This is a genomic window from Bradyrhizobium sp. SPXBL-02 (assembly GCF_051853065.1).
GTDB lineage: Bacteria > Pseudomonadota > Alphaproteobacteria > Rhizobiales > Xanthobacteraceae > Bradyrhizobium.
Genome location: NZ_CP182474.1, coordinates 2,575,850 through 2,599,427, shown reverse-complemented (window position 1 = coordinate 2,599,427; position 23,578 = coordinate 2,575,850). Strand labels below are relative to the sequence as shown.

General features: G+C 64.5%; 28 protein-coding genes. 19 read left to right on the top strand and 9 right to left on the bottom strand.

Going from position 1 to position 23,578, the window contains the following annotated elements:
- Positions 1–6 precede the first annotated feature (6 nt).
- The 5 genes from ACNJYD_RS11735 to ACNJYD_RS11715 all read left to right on the top strand — a co-directional run bounded on the left by ACNJYD_RS11735 (position 7) and on the right by ACNJYD_RS11715 (position 3,676).
- The gene (locus ACNJYD_RS11735; protein WP_439367468.1) at positions 7–975 is read left to right on the top strand and encodes a YVTN family beta-propeller repeat protein; all 969 of its coding nucleotides are present in this window, start codon (positions 7–9) and stop codon (positions 973–975) included.
- Entirely contained in the window at positions 972–1,778 is an 807-nt protein-coding gene (locus ACNJYD_RS11730; RefSeq protein WP_439366466.1) for an ABC transporter ATP-binding protein, read from the top strand. The genes ACNJYD_RS11735 and ACNJYD_RS11730 overlap by 4 nt, the downstream gene beginning before the upstream one ends.
- Positions 1,775–2,623: an ABC transporter permease gene (locus ACNJYD_RS11725; protein WP_172785561.1), complete on the top strand. Its 849-nt coding sequence runs from the start codon at positions 1,775–1,777 to the stop codon at positions 2,621–2,623. Before ACNJYD_RS11730 ends, ACNJYD_RS11725 begins: the two co-directional genes overlap by 4 nt.
- The gene (locus ACNJYD_RS11720; RefSeq protein WP_172785562.1) at positions 2,620–3,234 is read left to right on the top strand and encodes a hypothetical protein; all 615 of its coding nucleotides are present in this window, start codon (positions 2,620–2,622) and stop codon (positions 3,232–3,234) included. Before ACNJYD_RS11725 ends, ACNJYD_RS11720 begins: the two co-directional genes overlap by 4 nt.
- Before the next feature lie 136 nt (positions 3,235–3,370).
- Positions 3,371–3,676 carry a copper-binding protein gene (locus ACNJYD_RS11715; protein ID WP_172785563.1) on the top strand — a complete coding sequence of 102 codons (306 nt, stop codon included), beginning with the start codon at positions 3,371–3,373 and terminating at the stop codon, positions 3,674–3,676.
- A gap of 53 nt (positions 3,677–3,729) precedes the next feature.
- Here ACNJYD_RS11715 and ACNJYD_RS11710 read toward each other — a convergent pair whose 3' ends face one another.
- Positions 3,730–4,287 (bottom strand): PQQ-dependent catabolism-associated CXXCW motif protein, encoded by a 558-nt coding sequence (locus ACNJYD_RS11710; RefSeq protein WP_439366465.1) that lies wholly within the window; start codon positions 4,285–4,287, stop codon positions 3,730–3,732.
- The gene (locus tag ACNJYD_RS11705; RefSeq protein ID WP_172785565.1) at positions 4,284–5,168 is read right to left on the bottom strand and encodes a substrate-binding domain-containing protein; all 885 of its coding nucleotides are present in this window, start codon (positions 5,166–5,168) and stop codon (positions 4,284–4,286) included. Before ACNJYD_RS11705 ends, ACNJYD_RS11710 begins: the two co-directional genes overlap by 4 nt.
- A gap of 126 nt (positions 5,169–5,294) precedes the next feature.
- Here ACNJYD_RS11705 and ACNJYD_RS11700 point away from each other — a divergent pair, with 126 nt between their 5' ends.
- On the top strand, positions 5,295–6,218 hold the full coding sequence (locus tag ACNJYD_RS11700; RefSeq protein ID WP_439366464.1) for a quinoprotein relay system zinc metallohydrolase 2: 924 nt from the start codon (positions 5,295–5,297) through the stop codon (positions 6,216–6,218).
- Between the two features lie 53 nt (positions 6,219–6,271).
- Positions 6,272–7,090 (top strand): quinoprotein dehydrogenase-associated SoxYZ-like carrier, encoded by an 819-nt coding sequence (locus ACNJYD_RS11695; protein WP_260380161.1) that lies wholly within the window; start codon positions 6,272–6,274, stop codon positions 7,088–7,090.
- Between the two features lie 125 nt (positions 7,091–7,215).
- On the opposite strand, the gene ACNJYD_RS11690 is transcribed toward ACNJYD_RS11695, so the two are convergent.
- Positions 7,216–7,575: a hypothetical protein gene (locus ACNJYD_RS11690; protein WP_172785568.1), complete on the bottom strand. Its 360-nt coding sequence runs from the start codon at positions 7,573–7,575 to the stop codon at positions 7,216–7,218.
- Between the two features lie 87 nt (positions 7,576–7,662).
- Here ACNJYD_RS11690 and ACNJYD_RS11685 point away from each other — a divergent pair, with 87 nt between their 5' ends.
- The 5 genes from ACNJYD_RS11685 to ACNJYD_RS11665 are packed head-to-tail and all read left to right on the top strand — an operon-like array spanning position 7,663 to position 11,325.
- The gene (locus ACNJYD_RS11685) at positions 7,663–8,637 is read left to right on the top strand and encodes an ABC transporter substrate-binding protein (protein ID WP_439366463.1); all 975 of its coding nucleotides are present in this window, start codon (positions 7,663–7,665) and stop codon (positions 8,635–8,637) included.
- Between the two features lies 1 nt (position 8,638).
- Positions 8,639–9,376, top strand: a complete 738-nt coding sequence (locus tag ACNJYD_RS11680) for an ABC transporter permease (RefSeq protein WP_172785569.1) — start codon at positions 8,639–8,641, stop codon at positions 9,374–9,376.
- The gene (locus ACNJYD_RS11675; RefSeq protein WP_439366462.1) at positions 9,366–10,094 is read left to right on the top strand and encodes an ABC transporter ATP-binding protein; all 729 of its coding nucleotides are present in this window, start codon (positions 9,366–9,368) and stop codon (positions 10,092–10,094) included. Before ACNJYD_RS11680 ends, ACNJYD_RS11675 begins: the two co-directional genes overlap by 11 nt.
- Positions 10,095–10,142: 48 nt before the next feature.
- Complete coding sequence (locus tag ACNJYD_RS11670; protein ID WP_271506218.1) at positions 10,143–10,952, top strand: pentapeptide repeat-containing protein; 810 nt, start codon at positions 10,143–10,145, stop codon at positions 10,950–10,952.
- Positions 10,953–10,977: 25 nt separating this feature from the next.
- On the top strand, positions 10,978–11,325 hold the full coding sequence (locus ACNJYD_RS11665; protein WP_172785572.1) for a hypothetical protein: 348 nt from the start codon (positions 10,978–10,980) through the stop codon (positions 11,323–11,325).
- A 22-nt stretch (positions 11,326–11,347) separates the two neighbouring features.
- Here ACNJYD_RS11665 and ACNJYD_RS11660 read toward each other — a convergent pair whose 3' ends face one another.
- From ACNJYD_RS11660 to ACNJYD_RS11640, 5 genes are all read right to left on the bottom strand, one after another.
- On the bottom strand, positions 11,348–11,557 hold the full coding sequence (locus tag ACNJYD_RS11660) for a hypothetical protein (protein WP_172785573.1): 210 nt from the start codon (positions 11,555–11,557) through the stop codon (positions 11,348–11,350).
- 221 nt (positions 11,558–11,778) lie between these two features.
- The gene (locus tag ACNJYD_RS11655) at positions 11,779–12,648 is read right to left on the bottom strand and encodes a hypothetical protein (protein WP_439366461.1); all 870 of its coding nucleotides are present in this window, start codon (positions 12,646–12,648) and stop codon (positions 11,779–11,781) included.
- Positions 12,649–12,875: 227 nt separating this feature from the next.
- Entirely contained in the window at positions 12,876–12,956 is an 81-nt protein-coding gene (pqqA, locus tag ACNJYD_RS11650) for a pyrroloquinoline quinone precursor peptide PqqA (protein WP_008562446.1), read from the bottom strand.
- Between the two features lie 218 nt (positions 12,957–13,174).
- Positions 13,175–13,510, bottom strand: coding sequence for a hypothetical protein (locus tag ACNJYD_RS11645; RefSeq protein ID WP_172785575.1), 336 nt, complete (start codon positions 13,508–13,510; stop codon positions 13,175–13,177).
- Positions 13,511–13,645: 135 nt separating this feature from the next.
- On the bottom strand, positions 13,646–14,038 hold the full coding sequence (locus tag ACNJYD_RS11640) for a calcium-binding protein (protein WP_439366460.1): 393 nt from the start codon (positions 14,036–14,038) through the stop codon (positions 13,646–13,648).
- A gap of 288 nt (positions 14,039–14,326) precedes the next feature.
- Here ACNJYD_RS11640 and ACNJYD_RS11635 point away from each other — a divergent pair, with 288 nt between their 5' ends.
- From ACNJYD_RS11635 to ACNJYD_RS11610, 6 genes are all read left to right on the top strand, one after another.
- Positions 14,327–15,991: a methanol/ethanol family PQQ-dependent dehydrogenase gene (locus ACNJYD_RS11635; RefSeq protein WP_439366459.1), complete on the top strand. Its 1,665-nt coding sequence runs from the start codon at positions 14,327–14,329 to the stop codon at positions 15,989–15,991.
- A gap of 10 nt (positions 15,992–16,001) precedes the next feature.
- The gene (locus ACNJYD_RS11630) at positions 16,002–16,358 is read left to right on the top strand and encodes a c-type cytochrome (protein ID WP_172785578.1); all 357 of its coding nucleotides are present in this window, start codon (positions 16,002–16,004) and stop codon (positions 16,356–16,358) included.
- Positions 16,355–17,284: a substrate-binding periplasmic protein gene (locus ACNJYD_RS11625; RefSeq protein WP_212255268.1), complete on the top strand. Its 930-nt coding sequence runs from the start codon at positions 16,355–16,357 to the stop codon at positions 17,282–17,284. Before ACNJYD_RS11630 ends, ACNJYD_RS11625 begins: the two co-directional genes overlap by 4 nt.
- Before the next feature lie 252 nt (positions 17,285–17,536).
- Positions 17,537–18,556: an FUSC family protein gene (locus ACNJYD_RS11620; protein ID WP_439366458.1), complete on the top strand. Its 1,020-nt coding sequence runs from the start codon at positions 17,537–17,539 to the stop codon at positions 18,554–18,556.
- Between the two features lie 111 nt (positions 18,557–18,667).
- Complete coding sequence (locus ACNJYD_RS11615) at positions 18,668–19,657, top strand: Bug family tripartite tricarboxylate transporter substrate binding protein (protein WP_212255264.1); 990 nt, start codon at positions 18,668–18,670, stop codon at positions 19,655–19,657.
- A gap of 124 nt (positions 19,658–19,781) precedes the next feature.
- A complete protein-coding gene (locus ACNJYD_RS11610; RefSeq protein WP_212255262.1) occupies positions 19,782–20,207 on the top strand; it encodes a hypothetical protein in 426 nt (141 codons plus the stop codon).
- 50 nt (positions 20,208–20,257) lie between these two features.
- Here the strand turns inward: ACNJYD_RS11610 and ACNJYD_RS11605 are convergent, their stop codons facing one another.
- Positions 20,258–21,226, bottom strand: a complete 969-nt coding sequence (locus ACNJYD_RS11605; protein ID WP_172785583.1) for a helix-turn-helix domain-containing protein — start codon at positions 21,224–21,226, stop codon at positions 20,258–20,260.
- Positions 21,227–21,739: 513 nt separating this feature from the next.
- Here ACNJYD_RS11605 and xoxF5 point away from each other — a divergent pair.
- Positions 21,740–23,545, top strand: coding sequence for a lanthanide-dependent methanol dehydrogenase XoxF5 (gene xoxF5, locus ACNJYD_RS11600; protein ID WP_439366457.1), 1,806 nt, complete (start codon positions 21,740–21,742; stop codon positions 23,543–23,545).
- Positions 23,546–23,578: the final 33 nt, after the last annotated feature.

The following is a 23,578-nucleotide window of genomic DNA, read 5'->3' as shown; positions in this document are numbered from 1 at the left end:
ACGCAGATGTTGCGCATGTGGCGTGTGGGGCTTCTGTCCGGGCTGGCGCTCGTCGCATTGCCCGCGCATGCTTTCATCGCCTATGTCTCGAACGAGAAGAGCAACACGGTCTCGGTGATCGATACCGACAGCTGGACCGTGACCAAGACCATCAAGGTCGGCCAGCGTCCGCGCGGCATCGATTTCACCCGCGACGGCAAGTTCGTGATGGTCGCGGTCGGTGACGACGACACCATCCAGGTGATCGACACCAAGACGCAAAGCGTGGTGGACAGCCTGCCCTCCGGACCCGACCCCGAGCTGTTCGCACAGGATGCGGCCGGCAAGATCCTCTATGTCGCGAACGAGAACGACAACACGGTGACGGTGATCGACCTCGAGAAGCGCACCCGGCTCGGCGATATCCAGGTCGGCGTCGAGCCCGAGGGCATGACCATCAGCCCGGACGGCAAGACGCTGATCAACACGTCCGAGACAACCAACATGGCGCATTTCATCGACACGTCGTCGCGCCAGATCGTCGCCAACGTGCTGGTCGACGCGCGGCCGCGCTTTGCCGAGTACAAGCACGATTCTTCGGAGGTCTGGGTGTCCTCGGAGATCGGCGGCACCGTCTCGATCATCGACCCCAAAAAGCACGAGGTGATCGGCAAGGTCACGTTCGAGATCCCGGGCCTGCGGAAGGAGGCGATCCAGCCGGTCGGGATCGGCATGACCAAGGACGACAAGACCGCCTTCGTCGCGCTCGGCCCCGCCAACCGCATCGCCGTGGTCGACGTCGCCTCGCGCAAGGTGACGAAATATCTCCTGGTCGGGCAGCGGGTCTGGCACATGGCGTTCACGCCGGACGAGAAATATTTGCTCACCACCAACGGCGTGTCGAACGATGTCTCCGTCATCGACGTTGCCGCGCAAAAAGTGATCAAGACCATTCAGGTGGGCGAACTGCCCTGGGGCATTGCGATCGCGCCATGACCAGCCCTGCCCCGATCGCCGAACCGCAGCAGACGCCGAGACCGGGAGCGGCCACGGTGCCGGCGTTGTCGATCGAGGGCGTCAGCCATGCCTATGGTCCGCGGCGCGCCTTGACGGACGTGTCCTTCAATGTGCAGCCCGCGAGTTTCACGGCGCTGCTGGGACTCAACGGCGCCGGCAAGAGCACGCTGTTCTCGCTGATCACGCGCCTGTTCGGCATCCAGTCCGGCCGCGTCGGCATTTTCGGGCACGACGTCAGCAAGAGCCCCGGCGAGGCGCTGCGGCTGCTCGGGGTCGTGTTCCAGCCGCGCACGCTCGATCTCGACCTGTCGCTAACGCAGAACCTGCTCTATCACGCCGCGCTGCATGGCATCGGCCGCCGCGACGCCTCGGCGCGCAGCGCCGAGCTGCTCGGGCGCATCGGCCTTGCCGATCGCGCCGCGAGCAAGGTGCGCGACCTCTCGGGCGGACAGATGCGGCGGCTGGAGATCGCGCGGGCGCTGCTGCATCGGCCGCGCCTCTTGCTGCTCGACGAGCCGACCGTCGGCCTCGACGTCAAGGCGCGCGCCGACATCATCAGCCATGTCCGCCAGCTCGTGACCGAGCAGGGCATCGGCGTGCTCTGGGCCACGCACCTGTTCGACGAGATCATGCCCAGCGACGATCTCGTGGTGCTGCACCAGGGAAAGGTGCTGGCGCAGGGGCCGATGAGCCGCGTCGCCGCGGAGGCCGGTGCGCAGGACGTCAACACCGCCTTCATGCGCCTGACCGGCGCGCAAACCATGCCTGGAGGCGGCGCATGAGCAGCATCACAACGCGCGAGGCGCCGCGGGGATTTTCGCTCTCCGAGTACATGACCTGCCTCACTGGCATCGTCTGGCGCGAGGGGCTGCGCTTCCTGCATCAGCGCGAGCGCTTCGTCTCGGCACTGGTGCGTCCCCTGGTGTGGCTGTTCATCTTTGCCGCCGGCTTCCGCCAGGTGCTCGGCATCTCCATCATCCCGCCCTACGAGACCTACATCCTCTACGAGGTCTATATCGCCCCCGGGCTGATGGCGATGATCCAGCTCTTCAACGGCATGCAGTCCTCGCTGTCGATGGTCTATGACCGCGAGATGGGCAACATGCGAACGCTCCTGGTGAGCCCATTGCCGCGGGGCTTCCTGTTGTTTTGCAAGCTGCTTGCGGGCACCGCGGTATCGCTGCTCCAGGTCTATGCGTTCCTGCTGATCGCTTGGCTCTGGGACATCACCCCACCGCCCCAGGGCTATCTCACCGTGCTGCCGGCGCTGATCCTCTCGGGGCTGATGCTGGGCTCGCTCGGCATGCTGATCTCGTCGGGCATCAAGCAGCTGGAGAACTTCGCCGGTGTCATGAACTTCGTGATCTTCCCGATGTTCTTCGCCTCCTCCGCGCTCTACCCGCTCTGGCGGGTGCAGGAGGGCAGCCCCTATCTCTACTATCTGTGCGAGGCCAATCCGTTCACCCATGCGGTTGAGCTGATCCGCTTCGCGCTGTATGGCCAGGTCAACTGGATCTCGCTGGCGGTGGTCGCGACCTGCACAATCGTCTTCATGATCGGCGCGATCCTGGCCTATGATCCCTCGCGCGGGCTGGCGCGACGCGGGCCTGCGGGAGGCGAAGGATGATTGTTCGAGTTCTGGCCAGTGCTGTTCTGGTGCTCGCTGTTGCGAGCACGGCGGCGCACGCCGCCGATCCCCGCTATCCGGACTGGCCGTGCACCCAGGCCAAGGTGCCGGAGATCTCGCTGGCCGCCGTGTGGGCCGGTCCGCCGCTCGACGACGTCCAGAACAGATGGAAGGACGACGCCAGGATCAGCGCGCTCGTCGCAAAGCTGGCGGCGCGCAAGACGCCGCTGGATGAGGCGGAAAAGCTGGTGAAGGAGTTTCTCGCAGGTTCCGCCGCCGACAAGAGTGCGAACGCCAGGCTGCTGTTCGCCGGCCTGTTCGACACGCTCAACGCCCAGCGCTCCCAGGTCATGAACGGGCTCGAACGCGTCAGCCGCAAGCAGCGCGATGCCGCCGACAAGATCCGCGAAGAGACGATTCAGCTCCAGGCCCTGCAAGGGGCCACACCGCGTGACGAGGCGAAGGTCGAGGCGCTCAGCAACGAGCTGATCTGGAAGACCCGGATCTTCGAGGACCGCCACAAGGTGGTGCGCTTCGTCTGCGAGGTTCCAACCTCGATCGACCAGCGCCTGTTCGCGCTCGGACGCGTGATCCAGCAGGAAATGGAATAGCGTCAGCTGGGCTGACGGCTCACGGAAAGTTCCCGCAATCGCCTCAGCAACGTTAACCTTTCGCCGCGCTATCTGCCGGAACCAAATCGATTTATGATGGCTTGTCGAAGTGAACTCCAGACGTCGGGAGGCCTCGATGGGAACCACAAGATTCATGTTCGCGGGCGCCGCGGTCCTCGGCATGCTCGCAACCAGCGCCTTCGCTGACGACATGACCGGGATGATCACGCGGATCGATCGGCTCAACGGCACGATCTCGATCCAGCAGACGCAGAAGGGCACGGTCGGCGCCAGCACCGGCAGCGCCGGCGCGCTGCAGGAGTACAAGGCCAAGGATGCCGCGATGCTGGACGCCGTCCATGCCGGCGACAGGGTGAGCTATTCTGCGACCGAGACCAACGGTACGGGCACGTTGACGAAGTTGCAGAAGCAGAAGCCGTAACACGTCTTTCGTCTCCCGCTTGCAGGGACAGGCAGAGCACTTCGCCCAAACCGTTACTGGTCCGGGCGGGGGTCCGGCTGGGCTTCCTCGGTCGGAAGTTTTGCTCCCTCCCAGCCGTCGGTGCCGTCGGGATACCAGGCGATGTTGGAATAGCCGTAAGCCAATGCGCGCCTGGCTGCGTTCCAGGACATCCAGCAATCGGCGAGGCAATAGATGACCAGCAGCGCGGCCTTGTCGCCGCGCGAGGCGCGCACAAGGCCACGCTGGAGATAATCGTCCACGGCGCGCGGCAGATTGCCGTAGCCGGTGTCCGGCAGCCAGAGGCTGCCCGGAATGTTCCTGCGCGGCGCATCACGCCACACCGTGCCCGCAGGCAGGTTCTTCGGCTTCGGCGGGCGCGGCATCACATCGACGAAAGTGCCGCTGCTCGCGCGCCAGATCGCCTCCGCCTCTCCGGTCGTGAGCACGCGCGCGCCAGCGAGCGTCGCCGGCACCGGCGCGCGATAATTGTCGGTGCGATAGCCCTCGGGCTCGAACGGCTCCTGCTGCTGCGCCAACGCCGGGACCACGAGCAGGGCAACGACGAACGCCGCAGCAAGCGGCCGGCTCATGGCGCCTTCTTGGCAGTCTCCGCGCCGAGCGGCCGATTGCTCTCGTCCAGCAGCGGCACGCCGAAATCGAGCAGGATCTTGTTGATCTCGCCCTGGTTCTCCTGGATGACCCGGTTGAGCTGCCGCTTCCAGTTCTGGTCGGCGGGACGCACGCCCATGCCGATGCGATAGACCAGCTTCGGCCCGGTGGTCTCCTTCACCAGCGGCGTGACGTGCAGCGAGGAGCCGGCCTTCTTCGCATAATAGCCGGCCATCGGTCCCCAGAGCACGCCGGCGTCGATCTTGCCGGCAGTGAGGTCCTCGATCATCGCCTGCGCCGAATTGTCGAAGCGCGTGTCGATCATCAGCGGATAGGGTTTGGCGTCGCCCATCAGGCCTGCCAACGCCATATTCGTCGCCGGCGGCGTGCCGGCGACGATGCCGATATGCTTGCCCTTCAGGCGTGCGTCCTCCAGCGTATCGACGTCCTCGAGCCCGCTGCCGGTCTTCGCGACCAGCGCATAGGTCGTGCGGTAATAGGGATTGGTGCCCTGCACGAGGTCGTCGCCCTGCGGGAAGCCCATGATGACGTCGCAGCGATGTGCGCCCAGCGTCATCCGCACGAAACCGGTCGCTTGCGGAAAGAAGACGTAGTCGAGCTTCTTCTGCAGCTTGTCCGCCAGGAACTCGGCGAGCTTGTTCTCGAACCCCTCGCCCTTCTCGTTGGAGAAAGGCAGGTTGCGCGGGTCGGCGCAGACGCGCAGCACCTTCGGGTCAACCAGCTCGAACGAGAGATCGCCGGTCTCGTTGGTCTGCGCGAAGGCGATATCGCCGAACGCACAGGATGCGATCACGATGCAGAGTGAAAACCACCAGCGACGATGTCGTCCGGCCTGCGTCATCGCGCTTCCTCCTCGTTTTGTTTGAATGTTATCCATGCAACGCATGACGCGCCACGTGTGCCAACTTTTGCTGGCTTTGCTTTGTTGCAGTGCAATGAGGCCGATCCTTTGAACTGAGGCGGAAAAGTGTCTCGCATCGCTCTCGTGATCGCAGCCTTGTCCCTGGTAGTAGCGACGCTAGCACGCGCCGGAGCGGCCGAATTGCCTGTGAGCGAAGTCGCGCCGGGAATCTTCCTACACTCCGGGACCATCGCGCTGATGAGCCGCGAGAATGAGGGCGACATCGCCAATGTCGGCTTCATCGTGGGAGATGACGCGGTGGCCGTGATCGATACCGGCGGCAGCCTGCGCGAAGGCGAGGCGCTGCTGGCGGCGGTGCGCGCGCGCACGCAGAAGCCGATCCGCTATGTCATCAACACCCATGGCCATCCCGACCACGTCTTCGGCAATGCTGCCTTCGTGGCGGAGGGAGCCAGCTTCGTCGGCCACAGCAAGCTGCCGCAGGCGCTGGCGAGCCGCGGACCGTTCTATCTCGACAATTTCAGACGCATCATGGGCGCCGAGTTGATCGATCCCGTGAAGATCGTGCCACCGACCCTGCTCGTGACGGACACGCTGACGCTCGATCTCGGATCGCGCCGCTTGACCCTGAGGGCATGGCCGGCCGGGCACAGCGACAACGATCTGACCGTGTTCGACGAGACCACCAAGACCCTGCTTGCCGGCGATCTCGTCTTTCTCCGCCACATTCCGGTGATGGACGGCAGCATTCGCGGCTGGCTCGCTACGCTGAAGGCGTTGGAGACGATCCCGGCGCTGCGCGTTGTTCCCGGTCACGGCCCCGTGAGCGACTGGCCTGCGGCGCTGAGCGATCAACGGCGTTACCTGTCAACGCTGCTGTCCGACGTCCGCGCCCTGAACAAGAAGGGCGCGCCGATCCGCGCCGCTGCGGACAAGGCGGCCACCGAAGAGCGGCCGCACTGGCAGCTGTTCGAGGACTACAACGCCCGCAACGCAACTGCAGCATTTTCGGAAATTGAATGGGAGTAGCGGGCGCGCTACCCTGGCAGAGATCAGCTTCGCTTGATCCAAGGAGCATGACCATGACGGGATGCACACGCCGCCTGCCCCTGATCGCCCTGCTCCTCGGCATCGCCTTCGCCGTGCCGACGCAAGCGGAAGAGGCCTACGATCCCTGGCCGGGCCTGGTGCAGGACATCTTCAGCAACCGGCCGATGAACGACGGCGCCGAGGTGATCGGCATCGAGATGCCCTATCGCGCCGAGGACGCCGCCATCGTGCCGGTGACGCTGCGCAGCAAGCTGTCGCCCGCAGATAGCCGCCGCATCCGCTCGATCACGCTGGTGATCGACCGCAACCCCGCGCCGATGGCCGCGAAGTTCGAGCTCGGCCCGGACGCCAATGTCACGGAAATCTCGACCCGCGTGCGCGTCAACAATTACACCGACGTGCACGCCGTGGCCGAGCTCAGCGACGGCCAGCTCTACGTCTCGAAAGTCTATGTGAAGGCCTCCGGCGGCTGCTCGGCCCCGGCAGCAAAGAACGTGGAAGAAGCCAAGAACCGGCTCGGCCAGATGCGCTACCGGCAATTCGCCCGTGAGGACGGTCCGGCCAGCCGGTTGCGTGAAGCGCAGATCATGATCGGCCATCCCAACAATTCCGGATTGCAGATGGACCAGGTCACCCAGCTCTATATCCCCGCCTTCTTCATCAACCAGCTCAAGCTGACGCAGGACGACAGCCCCGTGCTGTCGATGGAAGGCGGCATCTCGATCTCGGAAGATCCCAACCTGCGCTTCACCTATGTCTCCAACGGCGCCAAGCGTTTCCGCGCGGAAGCGAAGGACACGGACGGGCACGTGTTCCGCAATGAATGGGACGTGGAGAAGCCGGGGACATAGCTGCGTTTCTCGCTGTCATTCCGGGGCGGTCCGCAGGACCGAACCCGGAATCTCGAGATTCTCAGGTGCGCAATTGCGCACCGTAGTTCGATGCTTCGCATCGTCCCGGAATGACGGTGCTGGGATCAAAAACACCTCACCTCGGCTTCCGCTTGCGCGCGCCTCAGGTCATTCACCGCCGAATTGGCCTGCTCCGAGGTGCGAAACTGCACGCCGAGATTGCCGCGCACTTGCGACATGCTGAGCGCGGTCTCGGCGGTAACATAGCGCTCGTAGGGCATGATCGAGGCGACCACGTCGATCGAGCAGGAACATTGCTCGATCGCGGACCGCGTCTCGCCATTGGCCTTCATGCAGCCATAGACGTATTCGGCGCGCGCCGCGGTGGGATAATCATTGGCCTCTTCGGCCCCTGCCGCGCATAGGCTCGCAGCGAGCGCCGTCAATGCGGCGACAATCGGTCGTAGCCGTCCGGCCAGATTCATGCGCGTCCTCCCGCTGGTTGCGAGCCAAGCTATGCTATGCGTATTGTGCTGAAAAGCACTCTGTCAGAGGAAACGGCTCACAAGGTGATGAGAGTTTTGGCACGAATATTGGCGCTCGCAACGGCGCTGGCGCTAGCCGCGCCGGCCGGCGCCGCGGACACGATCCGCCTTGCGGTGCAGAAGACCGGAACATTCTCGTGGGAGCTGGCCGCGATCCGCAGCGCCGGCCTCGACAAGGAGGCCGGCCTGTCGCTGGAGGTCACCGAGCTCGCGAGCACCGAGGCCGGCAAGATCGCGATGCGCGCCGGCAGCGCCGACATCATCCTGTCGGATTGGCTGTGGGTGTCACGCGAGCGCGCGCTCGGTGCCAAGCTCGCCTTCTATCCCTATTCCAGTGCGCTCGGCGCCGTGATGGTGCCGGCCAATTCGCCGATCAAGACGCTTGCCGACCTCAAGGGCCGCAAGCTCGCGGTCGCCGGCGGGGCGATCGACAAGAGCTGGCTGCTGCTGCAGGCGCGCATGAAGCAGGACGGCATCGACCTGAAGTCGGACGCAACCATCGTCTATGGCGCCCCGCCCTTGATCGCCGCCAAGTCGCTGGACGGCGAGATGGATGCGAGCCTCAACTTCTGGAATTTCTGCGCCCAGCTTGAAGCCAAGGGTTTTCGCCGCCTCGCCGGGATCGAGGAGATCTTGCCGAAGCTGGGCGCCAAAGGCGCGGTCGCCGCAGTCGGCTATGTCTTCGACGAGAGCTGGGCCGCGAGCCATAAGGAGGCGGTCGCGCGGTTCATCGCGATGACCCGCAAGGCCAAGGAGCTGCTGACGACCTCGGATGCGGCCTGGGACAAGGTCGCGCCGCTCACCGGCACGACCGATCCTGCCCTGCTCAAGACCTACCGCGACCGCTACCGCGACGGCATTCCGCGCCGGAGCATCGATGATGAGGAAACGGACGCGCGCGTGCTGTACCGCGTGCTGGCCGAGATCGGCGGACGCGAGCTCGTCGGCCCCGCAGCCGAGCTCGACCCCGGCACCTTCTATCACGCGGTCCCCGGAGACTGAGGTGCTGCGCCTGCTCTCGTTCGCCCTGTTCCTCGCGATCTGGTGGATTGCCGCGCTCCTCGTCGGCGGCGCAAAGCTGCCCTCCCCGCCGGCGGTGCTTCAGGTGATGATCGCGGAAGCATCGAGCGGCGCGTTGTTCCTGCATCTCGGCGCCACGCTGGCGCGCGTCGCGCTCGCCTTCACGCTGGCGATGTCGCTCGGCAGCGCGATCGGCTATTTGATGGGCCGGGTCAAGCTCGCCGACCGGCTCGGCGATCCCTGGCTGATCCTGCTGCTCAACCTGCCCGCATTGGTCGTGATCGTGCTGGCCTATATCTGGGCTGGCCTCACCGAGGCCGCCGCGATCGCGGCGATCGCGATCAACAAGCTGCCGACCGCCATCGTCACCTTGCGCGAGGGCACGCGCGCACTCGACCGTTCGCTCGACGAGATGGCGAGCGTGTTCGCGATGCCGCGCTGGCGCGCCTTCCGCCACGTCGTGCTGCCGCAGCTTGCGCCCTATATCGCGGCCTCTGCCCGCTCCGGCCTGTCGCTGGTGTGGAAGATCGTGCTGGTCGCCGAGCTGCTGGGACGGCCCAACGGCGTCGGCTTCGAGATCGGCGTCGCCTTCCAGCTGTTCGACACGCCGCGGCTGCTGGCCTATTCCCTGACATTCGCCGCCGTCGTACTCGTCATCGAAACCTTGCTGGTGCAGCCGTTCGAAGCCCGCGCAAACAGGTGGCGGCCCCGTGCGGCTTGAGGTCGACATCACGGGCAAGACCTTCCGGAGTGCCGCGGGCGGAACGCACGAGGTGCTGGCACCGGTCAAATTCGCGCTGCAATCCGGTGAGGTCGGCGTGCTGATCGGCCCGTCCGGCTGCGGCAAGAGCACGATGCTGCGCATCATCCTCGGACTGGACCACGACTTTGCAGGCCACGTCGCGCGACCGCCGCAGGCGCGGATCGGCATGGTGTTCCAGGAGCCGCGCCTGTTGCCGTGGCGCTCGGTCGAGCAGAATGTAAGGCTGGCTGCACCCGGTGTCGCCGATGCCAAGCTCGCCGAGCTGTTCAAAATCCTGGAGCTGGAAGCGCATCGCAACCATTATCCCGGTGAACTCTCGTTGGGTTTGGCCAGGCGCGTGGCGCTCGCCCGCGCCTTTGCCGTCGAGCCGGATATTCTCGTGCTCGACGAACCGCTGGCATCGCTCGATGACGCTCTCGCCGGACGCCTGCGCGATGAGATTGCAACGCTCGTCGCGAGCCGGCCAGTGATGACGCTTTTGGTGACACACAGCCTGGACGATGCAGTGCGCCTGGGCGACCGGCTGTTCTTCCTGTCGCCGCGACCGGCGCGGATCGTGGCCGAGGTGCCTATCGGCATCCCGCGCGGCACACGCGGCGAGGCCGAGATTGCGGCGATCAGGGCCAGCCTCGCCCAACGAACTCAAGGCGACCGCACTGAGCGAGATGCCTCATAGCCGCTCGCCTGGCGGACGTGCTAGATTAGGCCGGCGGCGGAGCTGATGATGACACGGACAGTCGCCTTCGCAACGCTTGGTCTTGCAGCGCTTAGCCTCGCACTGGTTGCGATGACGGCGGGCGCGCAGGACATGATGCGTGGCGTCGACCTCACCTCCCCCGCGATGGTCTCGGCTGAAATGACGAGGCCGGAGGTCGAGGCCATGTTGGCCAAAGCGAGCCCAAAGCAGCCTGCCGATTTCACCGGCAAACGCCTGTCGGGTCTCGATCTCTCCGGGCTGGACCTGTCCAACACGGTTCTCCGCGCCGCGCGGCTCAACAAGACAATACTTCGAGACGCCAGGCTGGACGGTGCGATCCTCGATCAGGCGTGGCTGCTGGATGCGGATCTTACCGGCGCAAGCCTGAAGGGCGCCAATCTGTTCGCCTCGCAAATGGCCCGCGCGCGTCTCGACGGCGCGAACCTGTCAGGAGCGCGCATCGCTGCCGACCTCACCGGCGCAAGCCTGGTCGGCGCCTCGATCGCGGACGCGCATCTTGGCGCCGATATGCGCAACCAGTCGATGGGGCTGATGCGCGCGGTGCTGAGATCCGCCAAGCTGGAACGGCTGAACGCGCGCAACGCCGATTTGTCGCGCGTCGACCTCGAATTCGCAGTCCTCAGGGGCGCCGATCTGAGCGGCGCATCACTGAAAAACGCCCAACTCGGCGGAGCCGATCTGACCGGTGCCATCGTCATCGACGCCGATTTCGACGGCGCCGACCTCGTCTCGGCGAAGCTGATCGCACCGAACGGCCTTGACCGCGCCAAGAATTTCGACAAGGCAAAGAACCGCGAGCGCCTGATCAGGGAATGACGGCGCCCTTTGGGAGGACTGGCTGATGCGTGGGGTTCTTGCTTTGATCGCGTTGTTGACGCTTGCCGGCGAAGCCGCCGCGCAGACCAAGAGCAAGGGCATAAGGCTCTGGAATCTCACGACGGAGACGATCTCCGGCTTCCAGCTCTCGCCCGCTGGCAGGACCGACTGGGGTCCGAACCAGTGCCTGAACGACAAGGATAAGGAGGTCGACCACGACGAGCGGCTGCGCATCACCGGCATCGAGCCCGGCCGCTACGACGCCAAGGTCAGCTATCCCAATGCCCGGCAGTGCATCGTCCGCGACATCGAGATCAAGGCCGACGCGGTGTTCTCGATTGCCGACAAGGATTTGAAGGACTGCAGCAAGTAGCGCTTGAATCGATTCTTGCAGCTCACGCCTTGTCGTTCGGGTGCGGATATTCGCAGCGCCACCGCACGGCCTGCCATTTCGGATGCTCGCCGATCCATTGCGCGATATAGGGCGGCGCGGCCATGACGCATTGGCGGGGCGACCCGGAATAGTTGAACACCAGATGCTGCTCTTCGCAGGTCGCAGGCGAGAGCACCGCACACACAGTCACCACCAGGTCAATCGGGTTCATGCCGGAATCCTCTCGCAACGGGCGATGCAGAGATTAGCACATGGAGCTACGCCCCAAGGAGGGGGAAGTTTCAAAGCGCCGAAGCCTCGTCATGGCCGGGCTTGTCCCGGCCCTCCACGCCTTGCCTCGTGGAACAAAGAACGTCGATGCCCGGGCCTTCGCCTCGCCGAAGCGGCTTCGGCGCGCAGGCGGGACAAGCCCGGGTATGACGACCTTCCGCGCTAGAAGTTCACGCCGAACACCAATCGCGCCTGATGCCGCTCGAAATTGACGAGATCGAGATTGCCGCCTAAGCCGGCCGGGCGCCCCCAGGCCTGCATGCTCCAGCTCATGGTGAGCCGGGAGCGCTCGGAGAGCTGGAAATAGGCGGTGGGGCCGACAAACAGGGCCTGGCCCGAGAACTCGCCGAGGCCGATGCCCTCATATTGCCGGAAGTAGCGCATCTCGCCGCCGAGCAGCACATCGGGGCGCACCCGCACCAGGCCGGCAAACGCGGCGCCGATCGTCGAGCTCTTCTCGGATGCCCCTCCAATCTCGAAGCGCGCCCATTCCGGCTGGTAGATCAGGTTGAGGGCGCCGATGGCGAAGTTCGGGATCAGTTCGCGGTCGAAGGCGAGCGTGAATTCGGTACCGTACATCCGCCCTTTCGCGCCGCTGGTCTCGTCGATGCGGTCGCCGTGGAGCTCGGCCGCAATCGTGAGGCCGAATGGCGCGCGCTCGCGGTTGAGCAGGCGATAGCGCAGGTCGAGCGAGACGCCCTGGAAGTTGAACTGGCGGCGATCGTCGATATCAGGGACGCCGGTGATGTCGTGCAAGCTGGCGGTGCCGCCGACTTCGATACGAAAATTCGGCAGCGGCACCACCTCGATCTCGAGCTCCTGCGCGAGGGCGCGATAGGCCACCCCGCCTTTGCCGAAGCGCCCCGTCGTCTGGCTCTGGAATTCGCGCTCGCCGACATTGCCGACATCGGTGCCGATCATGAAGCCGAAGATGTGCTCGGTATCAAAGCCTTCCTCGGCGCTGGTGCGTGCCGGCGCCAGCACGATCGCGCACGCGATCACCAACCAGAACTTGCAGGCTCTGCCGCCCATGCCGTGCCCCAAAGGCGCGCTCCGCTCTGATGCGGCAGCAGCGCTGACCGAGCACCAGCGTAACACACTGCCGCGGAGCATGGTCGAGATTTTGCGGGAGAGAATTGAAGCTCCTGCACATGCGGCTTGGTGTCGATCCGCAAAGCACAGAGCACGGCGAGGCGGTGATCCGACACTGCCACGGCGACGACGGCGTTCGCCATCGAAGCCGCAGCAGGTCGTCGGTCTTACTTGCGCGAAGCGCAGGCGTACATGTTGATTTCCATGCCGACCGGCACTTCCACGATCTTCGGAGCTTTCCAAGCCATTCGGGTCTCCCAAGGTATTGAGCGCGACATCGCGCGGCGAAAAACCTAGGGCTGCCTCAAGGGCAGTTCAAGCCTCGATTCGTCTGCCGAGCGCGTCTGTGCCGATTCTTCGCGGCCACACTTCTCTCTCGGACAAAGCAAGTTCCCTCTTGGTCAAGCACGACCAGCGAGACACTGCTTTGTGCAACGCACCGCGCGTCGAATCGACAAGGGTGTCGTCAGCAGCCCTTGTCGGCCATTTCCGCATTCGGCTTGGCGCCTGCGGCGCGCTGAGCCGCCGTCGGCTCGCTCTGCATTTGCCGCTGTGCATCCTCTGACGATGCCGGCGATTCACCGCTGGCACGATTCATCGTGCTGGTCGGCGGATGCTGGCTGGTATCGCTCGCCGAGCCGGACGTGTGCGATTGTGCGGAGCCCACGGTGACTGGACCAGAACCCGCATCCTTGTCAGTGCTGGCGCTGCCGGTGTTGCACGGGCCGGCGACCGCAATCCCGGCGCTCAGCGTCAGGATTGCGCAGGCAGCAAGAATGGAACGCTTCGTGTTCATCTGCATCTCCTCTTCTCCCGCCGCGCAGCCCCGGCGACGGCAGGACATCCGGAGAAACAGGCCGAGCAGCCCGATGTTCCCGAGCGTCAGACCGGAATGGTCGCAAACATTGCGCCCGTCATGTCCGTTCCATCGCGGCGTTCACCGGAGCAATCGCACGAGCGCGCGACCGGCGCGCGAGTTCAGCTCCTTCGCGTCCAGCGTTCCGTCCTTGTCGGGATTCGCTGCGTTGAAGCGCTGCTCGACCACCGACAAATATTCGTCGAGGGTGAGGGTCCCGTCGCGGTCCGGATCGGCGACGGCGAGTTCTTTCGCGCTCAACCGTCCACGCAATTCGCGTGCATCGAGCGTGCCGTCATGATCGGGATCGAGCTTTGCGAACGTGGCGGCGGCGGCCTTCTTCACCTCGGGAAGATCAAGCGTGCCGTCATTGTCGGTGTCGAACATCTTGACCGCATTGGCGGAGGCCGACCAAGCCGGACCGGCGGACAGTGCAATCACAAGTGCAAGGGCAATTGAGCGAGCCGAAATCATCGAGACCTCCCTGACCTAGAGCCCCCGGATCGATGGGGGCAGAGCCGACATAAATCCACAAGCCGACCTCGGTTCAAGTCCCGACCTGCAACTTGCGCGCGCCACAACCTTCGCGTCGCGGAATTTCTCAGCGTCTGCGCACAAGTTCGAGTTGTCTTTGTCAGGTTTCCGTCAGGTGACCGCCAACGATATCGGCACGCCACGTACGACTTTCGTATTGACGCGTTTTGGTTTCCGACGGAGTGTTGCAGTCGCAGCGTCAAAAGGCGCGCATATTGGGAGGAACGGATGAAACGCTTTGCGATGGCCGCGGGCCTCGTCATGCTTGCGTCAACCTGTGCAAATGCACAAACCACCGAGCAGCTCGTCAAGGGTGCGACCGACACATCGAACGTTCTCAATTACGGGATGGGCTACAATCTGCAGCGCTTCTCGTCGCTGAAGCAGATCAACAAGGACACCGTCAAGAACCTCGTCCCGGTCTGGAACTATTCATTCAACGACGACCGCAGCGAGGAATCGCAGCCGCTGGTGTACCAGGGCGTGATCTACGTGACCTCGCACAACGCGACGATGGCGGTCGATGCCAAGACCGGCAAGCAGATCTGGAAGACCAAGGTCGAGTACCCCGCCGAGACCCCGCGCATCGTCTGCTGCGGCATCATCAACCGCGGCGCCGCGCTCTTCGACGGCAAGGTGTTCCGCACCACGCTCGACGCCCACGTGATCGCGCTCGACGCCAAGAACGGCAAGGAGCTGTGGCGGCAGAAAGCGGCCGACATCAAGGAAGGCTATTCGATGACGGTGGCCCCGCTCGTTGCCGACGGCGTCGTCATCACCGGCATCTCCGGGGCCGAATTCGGCACAAGGGGCTTCATCGACGGCTGGGATCCGGCAACGGGCAAGCACCTCTGGCGGACCCACTCGATCCCCTCGCCGGACGAGCCCGGCGGCGATACCTGGAAGGGCGACACCTGGAAGCTCGGCGGCGGCTCGACCTGGATCACGGGTTCTTATGACACCGAGCTGAACACGGTGTATTGGGGCATCGGCAATCCCGGCCCGTTCAACTCGGCCGTGCGCCCCGGCGACAATCTCTATACCTGCTCCGTGCTGGCGATGGATCCCAAGACCGGCAAGATCAAGTGGCATTACCAATTCTCGCCGAACAACCCGTTCGACTACGACGCCGTGGCCGAGATGGTGCTCGCCGACGTGAACGTCGAGGGCAAGCCGACCAAGGCGCTGATGAATGCCAACCGCAACGGCTTCTTCTACGTGCTCGACCGCACCAACGGGAAGCTGCTCGCCGCCAATCCTTACGTGAAGGTGAATTGGGCGACCGGCATCGACATGAAGACCGGACGTCCGATCGAGACCGACGTTTCCAAGGACGCGCGCGAGGGCAAGAAGGTCACGGTCTATCCGTCGATCCTCGGCGGCAAGAATTGGGAGCCGATGTCGTTCAATCCGCAGACCGGCCTCGCCTATGCCAACACGCTCAATTTCGGCGGCAAGTACAAGGCGGAGCCCGTCACCTTCAAGCAGGGTGAATGGTATCTCGGCATGGACCTGTCCGATCCCTGGCAGTTCGACGATGGTCCGCGCGGCTACCTCAAGGCCATCGACCCCATGACCGGCAAGGCCAAGTGGGAGGCGCCGAGCGACATTCCGCGCTTCTCGGGCGTGCTGTCGACGGCCGGGGGCGTCGTGTTCTCGGGTCAGCTGACCGGCGAGTTCGAGGCCTTCGACGCCGACACCGGCAAGAAGCTCTGGCAGTTCCAGACCGGGTCCGGCATCGAGGGTCAGCCGGTGACCTGGCAACAGGACGGCGTGCAATACGTCGCGGTGACCAGCGGTTATGGCGGCGTCTACTCGTTGTTCTCCGGCGACGAGCGGCTTGCCAACGTGCCGCCCGGCGGCTCGCTGTGGGTCTTTGCGGTCAAGCAGTAACTACGGCACGATGCTGATCGACGTATCACACAAGACGGTGGCGACGATCGCCACCGTCGCGGCGATGACGGTCGCGCTTGCGGCGACCGTCCGCGCCGCGGATGACGCAACCGGCAATCCCTTGCAGGCGCAGATCGACCACGGCAAGTCGACCTATGCCGAGAAATGCTCGCACTGCCACGGCCCCAACCTGATGAACTCCGGCACCATCACGCCGGACCTGCGCGCCATCCCAGACGACAAGACGCGCTTCGTGACCACCGTGAAGAACGGCAAGAACAACAAGATGCCGCCCTGGGGCGACATTCTCAGCGACGACGAGATCGGCAACCTCTGGGCCTTCGTCTCCAGCCGGAGAAAGCCATGAGGAGCCGGCGTGTTGCCTGGAGCGTGGCAGCCTTTCTGTCCACGATGGCGTCGGCCGCTCTGGCGGCCGACGATCCCCTGAAGGTCTGTCTCGACGAGGACCGGCCGCCGCTCTCGGTGCATCACCGCGGCAAGCCGGATGCCGGCTTCGACGTGCTGCTGGCGCAGGCGATCGCCGAGCGGCTGGGACGCCCGCTGAAGATCCAGTGGTTCGAGAGCAAGCTCGACGAGGATTCGAGCCCGCCGCTCGAGGCCAACGCGCTGCTCTCGGACGGGCGCTGCTCGCTCGTCGGCGGCTACGCGCTGACGCAGGATTCGCTCGTCGCACCCGGCATGAAGACGGCGCGCTTGCCGGATTTCGCCGGAGCCACGCGCGACGATCGGCGGCGTCGCGTCCCGCTCGGCGTGCTCGCGCCGAGCCAGCCCTACATCTATTCGCCGATGACGGTGGTGCTGGGGCCGAAGGCGCAGCGGCGCAAGGTCGGCGACATCGGCGATCTCGCCGGCCTTCGTCTCGTCATCGAAAGCGGGTCGCTCGGCGACGCGATCCTGATGACCTTCGACAAGGGGCGCCTGATCGACAATATCACCCACCTCGTCCCCGGCCGCGACGATCTCCTCGGCGCCCTCGAGCGCGGCGACCATGACGCGACGCTGATCGATCTTGCCCGCTTCGACGCGCATCGCGCCGCACACCCGGACACGGCGATCACGGCGTCCGGCTACTATTACCCGATCGGCGCCAATCGCGGCTATGTCGGGCTCGCCAGCGACGGCGCGCTGATCGAGGCCGTCAACAAGGCGCTGACGGAGCTCACGGCTTCGGGCAGGATCGCGGAATTCGGCAAGCAGGCCGGCCTCACCTATCTGCCGCCGCGCGAGCCCGCCATCCTCGGCGATGTCTGGACGAAGATCATCCAGCGGTGACGGTAAGGGCTTTCGTGCCCGGCTGCATCCTCAGTTTTGGAGCATGCATAGCTACATCAACACCGTCGTTGCGAGCGCAGCGAAGCAATCCAGAGTCCCTCCACGGAAAGATTCTGGATTGCTTCGCTGCGCTCGCAATGACGGAGTGTGGAGTAGCGGCAGCGTACCTCTTGCGGGAGTCCGACGGCATCGACTCGCCTAGTGGCGGCCCGAACCGTATGATGCTCGCATTTCATTCGCCATCGGTGCCCCGTGAATTCCCCGGCCATCGCCAGCAATCTGCGCGACCTCCTCGCCCGCGAGATCAAGACCCGCGAGCTCTTGCGCGCGCTGATCGTCGTCGGCCCGATCGTCGCCGCCTATTTCATCGCGCGCGAAACGGCGTTGCTCAATCTCGGACTGGTCGCGGTTTCGTTGCTCATTCCGGCGCTGCGGCTGCGTCTGGCGCCAAAAATCGTTGCGTGGCACTACCTAGCCATTCTCGTCACCTTTGCCGCGCTGTTTCTGGCCGCTCCGATCAAGCCGCTCTTCGTAGCGCTGACGGCGCTCGCCGGCTTCCTTGCGGTGGCGGGGACGCGCCATGGCGAGCATTTCCGCACACTCGGCAATTGGGTGTTCATCCCCGCCGTCTATCTCGCCTGCGAGGTGCGGGAGGGTCTCAGTCCGTCCGAGGCGCTACGCCACGCCGGCGTCATCATCGTCTCCTCTCCGGTCGCGCTGGCGCTGGTCTGTGCCATCCAGATCTATGACCAGCGGCGGCGCGGCGGCACCGGAGCGGCTTCGTTCGGGCCAGCCGCCGCCGAGTGGTTTCTGCCCGCGCTCGCGACCGCCATGGCGGTGTTCGCATCAGCAGCGCTGGTCGAGATCCTCAACCTCGCGCAGGGGCAATGGGTGATGTGGTCGGCTGCAAGCGTCGTCGTCGGCGATCTCGCCGCTTCCACCGACAAGCTGAAGCAGCGCGCGATCGGCGCTTTTGTTGGCGTGCCGCTGGGCTTTGTCACAGGCCTTGCCCTGCCGCAAAGCCGCATCGGCTACGCAGTGGCGGTTCTCGCGGCCACCCTCACGCTGATCTCGTTCTCCCGCTATGTCGTCGGCTTCGGCCTGCGCTGCTTCTTTATCGCGCTGGCGGCGTCCTTTGCCGGCGGCGCCAGCGGGATCGCCGAGGAGCGCATTGTCAACGTGCTGATCGGCGGCACGTTCGGTCTTATCGCAGTAGCCCTGACGGAGATCGTTTGGCCGCGGCTGATACGGAAGGCACGAACCTCCGGGTGATCAGCGAATAGGCACCGCGCAAGCCAATCGAATGCGCCAATCTGTCTCGCCTGCGGCGCATGGCAGCGACGGCCTGATGCAGTAGGTTCGGCAAAAATCCGGGAGAGAATCATGTCCGCCAAGCTCGATCGCCGCCACTTCATCGCCGCCGGCACCAGCGCATTCGCAATGCCTTTCGTTTCGCGCGGCGCCTCCGCGCAAGGCAGCTGGCCGGCGCGGCAGATTCGCATGGTTTGCAGCTATCCGGCCGGCGGCCAGACCGACCTGCTCGCGCGCGCCTATGGCGAGTTCATCTCCAAGCAGGTCGGCAAGACCGTCGTCATCGAGAACAAGCCCGGCGCCGCCGGCGCGATCGGCACGGCGGAGGTCGCCCGCGCCGAACCCGACGGCCACACCATCCTGTGCTCGATTTCGACCACCTACATCATGAACCGGGTGGTGATGAAGAATCCCGGCTACGACATGGACAAGGATCTGACACTCGTCAGCGTCATTCCGGGCGCGGGCCTGTTGCTGGTCGCGAACCCCAAGACCGGGGTCAAGACGCTGGAGGATTTCGTCGCCTTCGCGCGCAAGAGCGGCAAGGTGAACTTCGGCACCTACAGCGCGGGCTCGGCCCCGCACATGACGATCAACGAACTCAACAAGCAGTACGGCCTCAACATCGAGCCGGTGCACTACCGCGGCGAGGCGCCGATGTGGACGGGAATGCTGGAAGGCACCCTCGATGCCGCGATGGGCAGCTACACGGCCGCGCAATCGGTGCTGCAAAGCGACCGCGGCACGGTGTTCGCCGTGCATTCGAAGAAGGTCGACGCGATCCCGAACGTCAAGACGCTGCCGGAACAGGGCGCGACGTCGAAATTCTTCACCGTGAGCGGGTTCACCGGCTGGGTTGTGCCCAAGGCGACGCCGCAGCCGGTGGTCGATCGCATCGCCGAGCTCTGCGTCGCCGCCAACAACGATCCGAAGGTGAAGGAGGTTCTCGCGACCTTCGTGCTCGAACCCGCGATCGGATTCAAGGAAACAAACGCGCTGTACCAGCGCGAGCTGCCGATCTGGATCGAGAGCGCGCAGGCGCTCGGCCTCGAGCCGGCCTGAACTTGGAGACATGGCCAGCACGCCGGCTGCTCCCTCCCCGACCGGAGTCCGACCAAAGCCTAGTGTCGGAGGCGCATTTTCCCGCTATGATTGTGCGCCTCTGCGGACAAGGAAGGTCGATCGCATGACACCGGATGCAGTCGCCGTCGCCGTTATGATCATCCTGCTGTTTCCGATGGGCTATTTCACGCTGGCATCGCCCGCTTTCCTGCTGGTGAGGCTCGATATTCAACCCGTCGCTCAGCTGCTGCGCGGAATGTTCAACGCCCATTTTCTGGTGATGCGCGTCGCCGGCGCCATTGGAACGGTGGCGCTGCTGCTCGACGGCCGCCTGCTTGCCGCCTTCGGCGTCGGCATGATCACGGCCCTGGCGATCTGGGGCCGCCCCTGGTTCATGCAACGGTTCGACGACCAGCTCAGCGCGCGGGACGCCGGTGACGCCGAGGCAGCGCGTCGGTTACGCCGGCTGCATTGGAGCGGAATGCTGGGGAACGCGGTGCTGCTGGTCGCGCTCGTGGCCGGCATTCCCTATGTCGCCATGCCGGCCTGACAGGCGCGACACCATGCGAGCGTTCGCGTGGAGCATTCGCTTGAGAACGTCTAATGCTCGCCCGAGCTCGCCGCGCCCTGCTGGGCCTTGTGGATCGAGGACGGCACCACGCCGAAGTATTTTCGGAACACCCGGCTGAAATGCGATGAGCTGGAGAACCCCCAGGAGAAGGCGACGTCGGTGATGGTCTTGCCGGCGTGGGCCTCGAGCTCCTGGCGGCAGTTCTGCAGCCGCGCCTGCCAGATGTAGTCGCTCACCGTGGTGCCGCGCTCGGAGAACAGCATGTGCAGATAGCGCTTGGAGCAACCGAGCTCGGCCGAGATCTGGTCGATGCACAAATCCGGGTCGCGCAAGTGTTCGCGGATGAAGAACTGCGCGCGCACATACATCGCTTCGGGCCCGACACGATCGAACATCGTGTCGGCCTCGCGCAGCGGCAGCAGCAACAGGTCGATCAGCGAATCGGCGACGCCGACCGCGCTGTTGGCCGACAGCTTTGCCGCCTCGTCGAAGGCGGCATGGACGAAATCGTGGGCGATCCGCCCGGTCCCCGTCTTCGCGGTCAACTTGCAGGCCGGCATCCGCTGCGACGGGAATCCGCGGTCTCGCAGCAGCGCCTTCGGCACGATCACCACGTCGTGACGGGTAAAGGCGGGACTGATGATCGAATGCGGACAGGAGACGTCATAGGCGATGATGTCGCCGGGGTTGATCTCGATGTGCCGGCCTTCTTGCTCGAAATAAGACACGCCGTAGGTCTGGAAGTGGATTTTTATGTACGGGTGTTCATTGGCTTTGGCGCGCGCCAGCGTGTGCGCGATGCGATGCTGGCTGACCTCGATCTGGCAGAGCTTCAGGCGCGAGACCGTGGTGTAATCGATGCGACCTTCGAGCGAGGACGCCTCCAGCGGATCGACGTCGAAATGCCCGCACAGGCTCGTGAGCCCGTCGATCCAGCTCTGGATCTGCCGCTTCGGCGTCATTCCGGTCGTCGAGAGCGTGTGAATGGTGTCGGACATTAATCCAGCCACTGATTTGATCCGGAGATTCGGCGCGAATCGCAACCAGCGCTGCCGGAGCCCTCAGCCGTGATTGCGTGACGTTTACCTCGCATTTGAGCGGTCTCTTGCAACGAGCGCCATCGTTCCATTGCCACTCTTGAAACTTAATCCTCCGCCTTAGTTGCAGCGCCGTCAAGGGGAACCTGAGCGCAGAGGCGGTCTCAAGGACGCACCGAAGCCGCTGAATTCGCTACTGCAAAATCAAAATCTTCACCTCCGTGCGCTGTCGAGCAAACCGCCTTCTCTCTTGGGCAAGTTTCCCGATGGCGAAGCCGTTAGGGATTGCGGCAGGAACAACAAGAACGGGCCGCTCCTGCACGTGGACCCGTGGCTCTCATCAGGAGGAGGAAACAGCACAGCATCGTTTCTGGTCCCAACGTGACCGCCCTGCACGAGCAGACGCCGGACGAGAAGCCCGGTGATTGAGCAATGCTTCGGAAACAATAAACGAGACCAACGGAGGAATAACCTATGCGCAAGGTGCTACTGGCGACCTATCTCGGCTCCGCGGCGGCTCTCGCCGTCGGCAGCGCCTCAGCCAATGACGAGCTGATCAAGATGTCGCAGAACCCGAAGGACTGGGTGATGCCGGCGGGGGACTATGCCAACACCCGCTATTCCAAGCTGAACCAGATCAACGCTCAGAACGTCGGCAAGCTTCAGGTCGCCTGGACGTTCTCGACCGGCGTGCTGCGCGGCCATGAAGGCGGCCCGCTGATCATCGGCAACGTCATGTACGTCCACACGCCATTCCCGAACAAGGTCTACGCCATTGACCTTTCCAACGAGAACAAGATCATCTGGAAGTACGAGCCGAAGCAGGATCCGAACGTCATCCCCGTGATGTGCTGCGACACCGTCAACCGCGGCCTGTCCTACGGCGACGGCAAGATCATCCTGCATCAGGCCGACACTAACCTCGTCGCACTCGACGCCAAGACCGGCCAGGTGGCCTGGTCGGCGACCAACGGCAATCCTGCGAAGGGCGAGACCGGCACGTCGGCCGCGCTGGTCGTCAAGGACAAGGTCCTGGTCGGCATCTCCGGCGGCGAGTTCGGCGTGCAGTGCCACGTCACCGCATACGACCTCAAGAGCGGCAAGCAGGTCTGGCGCGCCTATTCCGAAGGCCCGGATGACCAGATCAAGTTCGATCCGGCCAAGACCACCGCGCTCGGCAAGCCGGTCGGAGCCGACTCCAGCCTGAAGACCTGGCAGGGCGATCAGTGGAAGATCGGCGGCGGCTGCACCTGGGGCTGGATCTCCTACGATCCCGCTTTGAACATGGTCTATTACGGCTCGGGCAATCCCTCGACCTGGAATCCGAAGCAGCGTCCGGGCGACAACAAATGGTCGATGACCATCTTCGCGCGCGATGCGGACTCCGGCATGGCCAAGTGGGTCTACCAGATGACGCCCCACGACGAGTGGGACTATGACGGCGTCAACGAGATGATCCTCACGGATCAGCAGATCAACGGCCAGCCGCGCAAGCTCCTGACCCATTTCGACCGCAACGGCCTCGCCTACACGATCGATCGCGAGAACGGCGAGCTGCTGGTCGCCGAAAAATACGACCCGAAGGTGAACTGGACCTCCGGCGTCGACATGGACAAGAACTCGCCGACCTACGGCCGCCCGAAGGTGCTCGACGCGGCCTCGACCGACAAGGCCGGCGAGGACGTCAACGTGAAGGGCATCTGCCCGGCCGCGCTCGGTACCAAGGACGAGCAGCCGGCAGCCTACTCGCCGGACACGCAGCTGTTCTACGTTCCGACCAACCACGTCTGCATGGACTACGAGCCGTTCAAGGTGAGCTACACCGCGGGCCAGCCCTATGTGGGTGCGACGCTCTCGATGTATCCGCCGCAGGGTGAAAGCCACATGGGCAACTTCATCGCCTGGGACGGCAAGACCGGCAAGATCGTCTGGTCGAACAAGGAGCAGTTCTCGGTCTGGTCGGGTGCGCTCGCAACCGCCGGCGGCGTGGTGTTCTACGGCACGCTCGAAGGCTACCTGAAGGCGGTCGATGCCAAGTCCGGCAAGGAGCTCTACAAGTTCAAGACTCCCTCCGGCATCATCGGCAACGTCACCACCTATGAGAACAACGGCAAGCAGTACGTTGCCGTGCTCTCCGGCGTGGGTGGCTGGGCCGGCATCGGTCTGGCGGCAGGTCTGACCGATCCGACCGCAGGCCTCGGTGCCGTCGGCGGCTACGCGGCCCTCAGCAACTACACGGCGCTCGGCGGTACGCTGACCGTGTTCTCGCTGCCGAACTAAATCCGTCAGCATCGCTCCGGCGCGTGGATCGCT

Bases quoted from the DNA above. Each gene is read 5' to 3' on its own strand.
- ACNJYD_RS11735 (WP_439367468.1), top strand. From the start codon at position 7: ATGTTGCGCATGTGGCGTGTGGGGCTTCTGTCCGGGCTGGCGCTCGTC.
- ACNJYD_RS11730 (WP_439366466.1), top strand. From the start codon at position 972: ATGACCAGCCCTGCCCCGATCGCCGAACCGCAGCAGACGCCGAGACCG.
- ACNJYD_RS11725 (WP_172785561.1), top strand. From the start codon at position 1,775: ATGAGCAGCATCACAACGCGCGAGGCGCCGCGGGGATTTTCGCTCTCC.
- ACNJYD_RS11720 (WP_172785562.1), top strand. From the start codon at position 2,620: ATGATTGTTCGAGTTCTGGCCAGTGCTGTTCTGGTGCTCGCTGTTGCG.
- ACNJYD_RS11715 (WP_172785563.1), top strand. From the start codon at position 3,371: ATGGGAACCACAAGATTCATGTTCGCGGGCGCCGCGGTCCTCGGCATG.
- ACNJYD_RS11710 (WP_439366465.1), bottom strand. From the start codon at position 4,287: ATGAGCCGGCCGCTTGCTGCGGCGTTCGTCGTTGCCCTGCTCGTGGTC.
- ACNJYD_RS11705 (WP_172785565.1), bottom strand. From the start codon at position 5,168: ATGACGCAGGCCGGACGACATCGTCGCTGGTGGTTTTCACTCTGCATC.
- ACNJYD_RS11695 (WP_260380161.1), top strand. From the start codon at position 6,272: ATGACGGGATGCACACGCCGCCTGCCCCTGATCGCCCTGCTCCTCGGC.
- ACNJYD_RS11690 (WP_172785568.1), bottom strand. From the start codon at position 7,575: ATGAATCTGGCCGGACGGCTACGACCGATTGTCGCCGCATTGACGGCG.
- ACNJYD_RS11685 (WP_439366463.1), top strand. From the start codon at position 7,663: ATGAGAGTTTTGGCACGAATATTGGCGCTCGCAACGGCGCTGGCGCTA.
- ACNJYD_RS11670 (WP_271506218.1), top strand. From the start codon at position 10,143: ATGACACGGACAGTCGCCTTCGCAACGCTTGGTCTTGCAGCGCTTAGC.
- ACNJYD_RS11665 (WP_172785572.1), top strand. From the start codon at position 10,978: ATGCGTGGGGTTCTTGCTTTGATCGCGTTGTTGACGCTTGCCGGCGAA.
- ACNJYD_RS11660 (WP_172785573.1), bottom strand. From the start codon at position 11,557: ATGAACCCGATTGACCTGGTGGTGACTGTGTGTGCGGTGCTCTCGCCT.
- ACNJYD_RS11655 (WP_439366461.1), bottom strand. From the start codon at position 12,648: ATGGGCGGCAGAGCCTGCAAGTTCTGGTTGGTGATCGCGTGCGCGATC.
- pqqA (WP_008562446.1), bottom strand. From the start codon at position 12,956: ATGGCTTGGAAAGCTCCGAAGATCGTGGAAGTGCCGGTCGGCATGGAA.
- ACNJYD_RS11645 (WP_172785575.1), bottom strand. From the start codon at position 13,510: ATGCAGATGAACACGAAGCGTTCCATTCTTGCTGCCTGCGCAATCCTG.
- ACNJYD_RS11640 (WP_439366460.1), bottom strand. From the start codon at position 14,038: ATGATTTCGGCTCGCTCAATTGCCCTTGCACTTGTGATTGCACTGTCC.
- ACNJYD_RS11635 (WP_439366459.1), top strand. From the start codon at position 14,327: ATGAAACGCTTTGCGATGGCCGCGGGCCTCGTCATGCTTGCGTCAACC.
- ACNJYD_RS11630 (WP_172785578.1), top strand. From the start codon at position 16,002: ATGCTGATCGACGTATCACACAAGACGGTGGCGACGATCGCCACCGTC.
- ACNJYD_RS11625 (WP_212255268.1), top strand. From the start codon at position 16,355: ATGAGGAGCCGGCGTGTTGCCTGGAGCGTGGCAGCCTTTCTGTCCACG.
- ACNJYD_RS11615 (WP_212255264.1), top strand. From the start codon at position 18,668: ATGTCCGCCAAGCTCGATCGCCGCCACTTCATCGCCGCCGGCACCAGC.
- ACNJYD_RS11610 (WP_212255262.1), top strand. From the start codon at position 19,782: ATGACACCGGATGCAGTCGCCGTCGCCGTTATGATCATCCTGCTGTTT.
- ACNJYD_RS11605 (WP_172785583.1), bottom strand. From the start codon at position 21,226: ATGTCCGACACCATTCACACGCTCTCGACGACCGGAATGACGCCGAAG.
- xoxF5 (WP_439366457.1), top strand. From the start codon at position 21,740: ATGCGCAAGGTGCTACTGGCGACCTATCTCGGCTCCGCGGCGGCTCTC.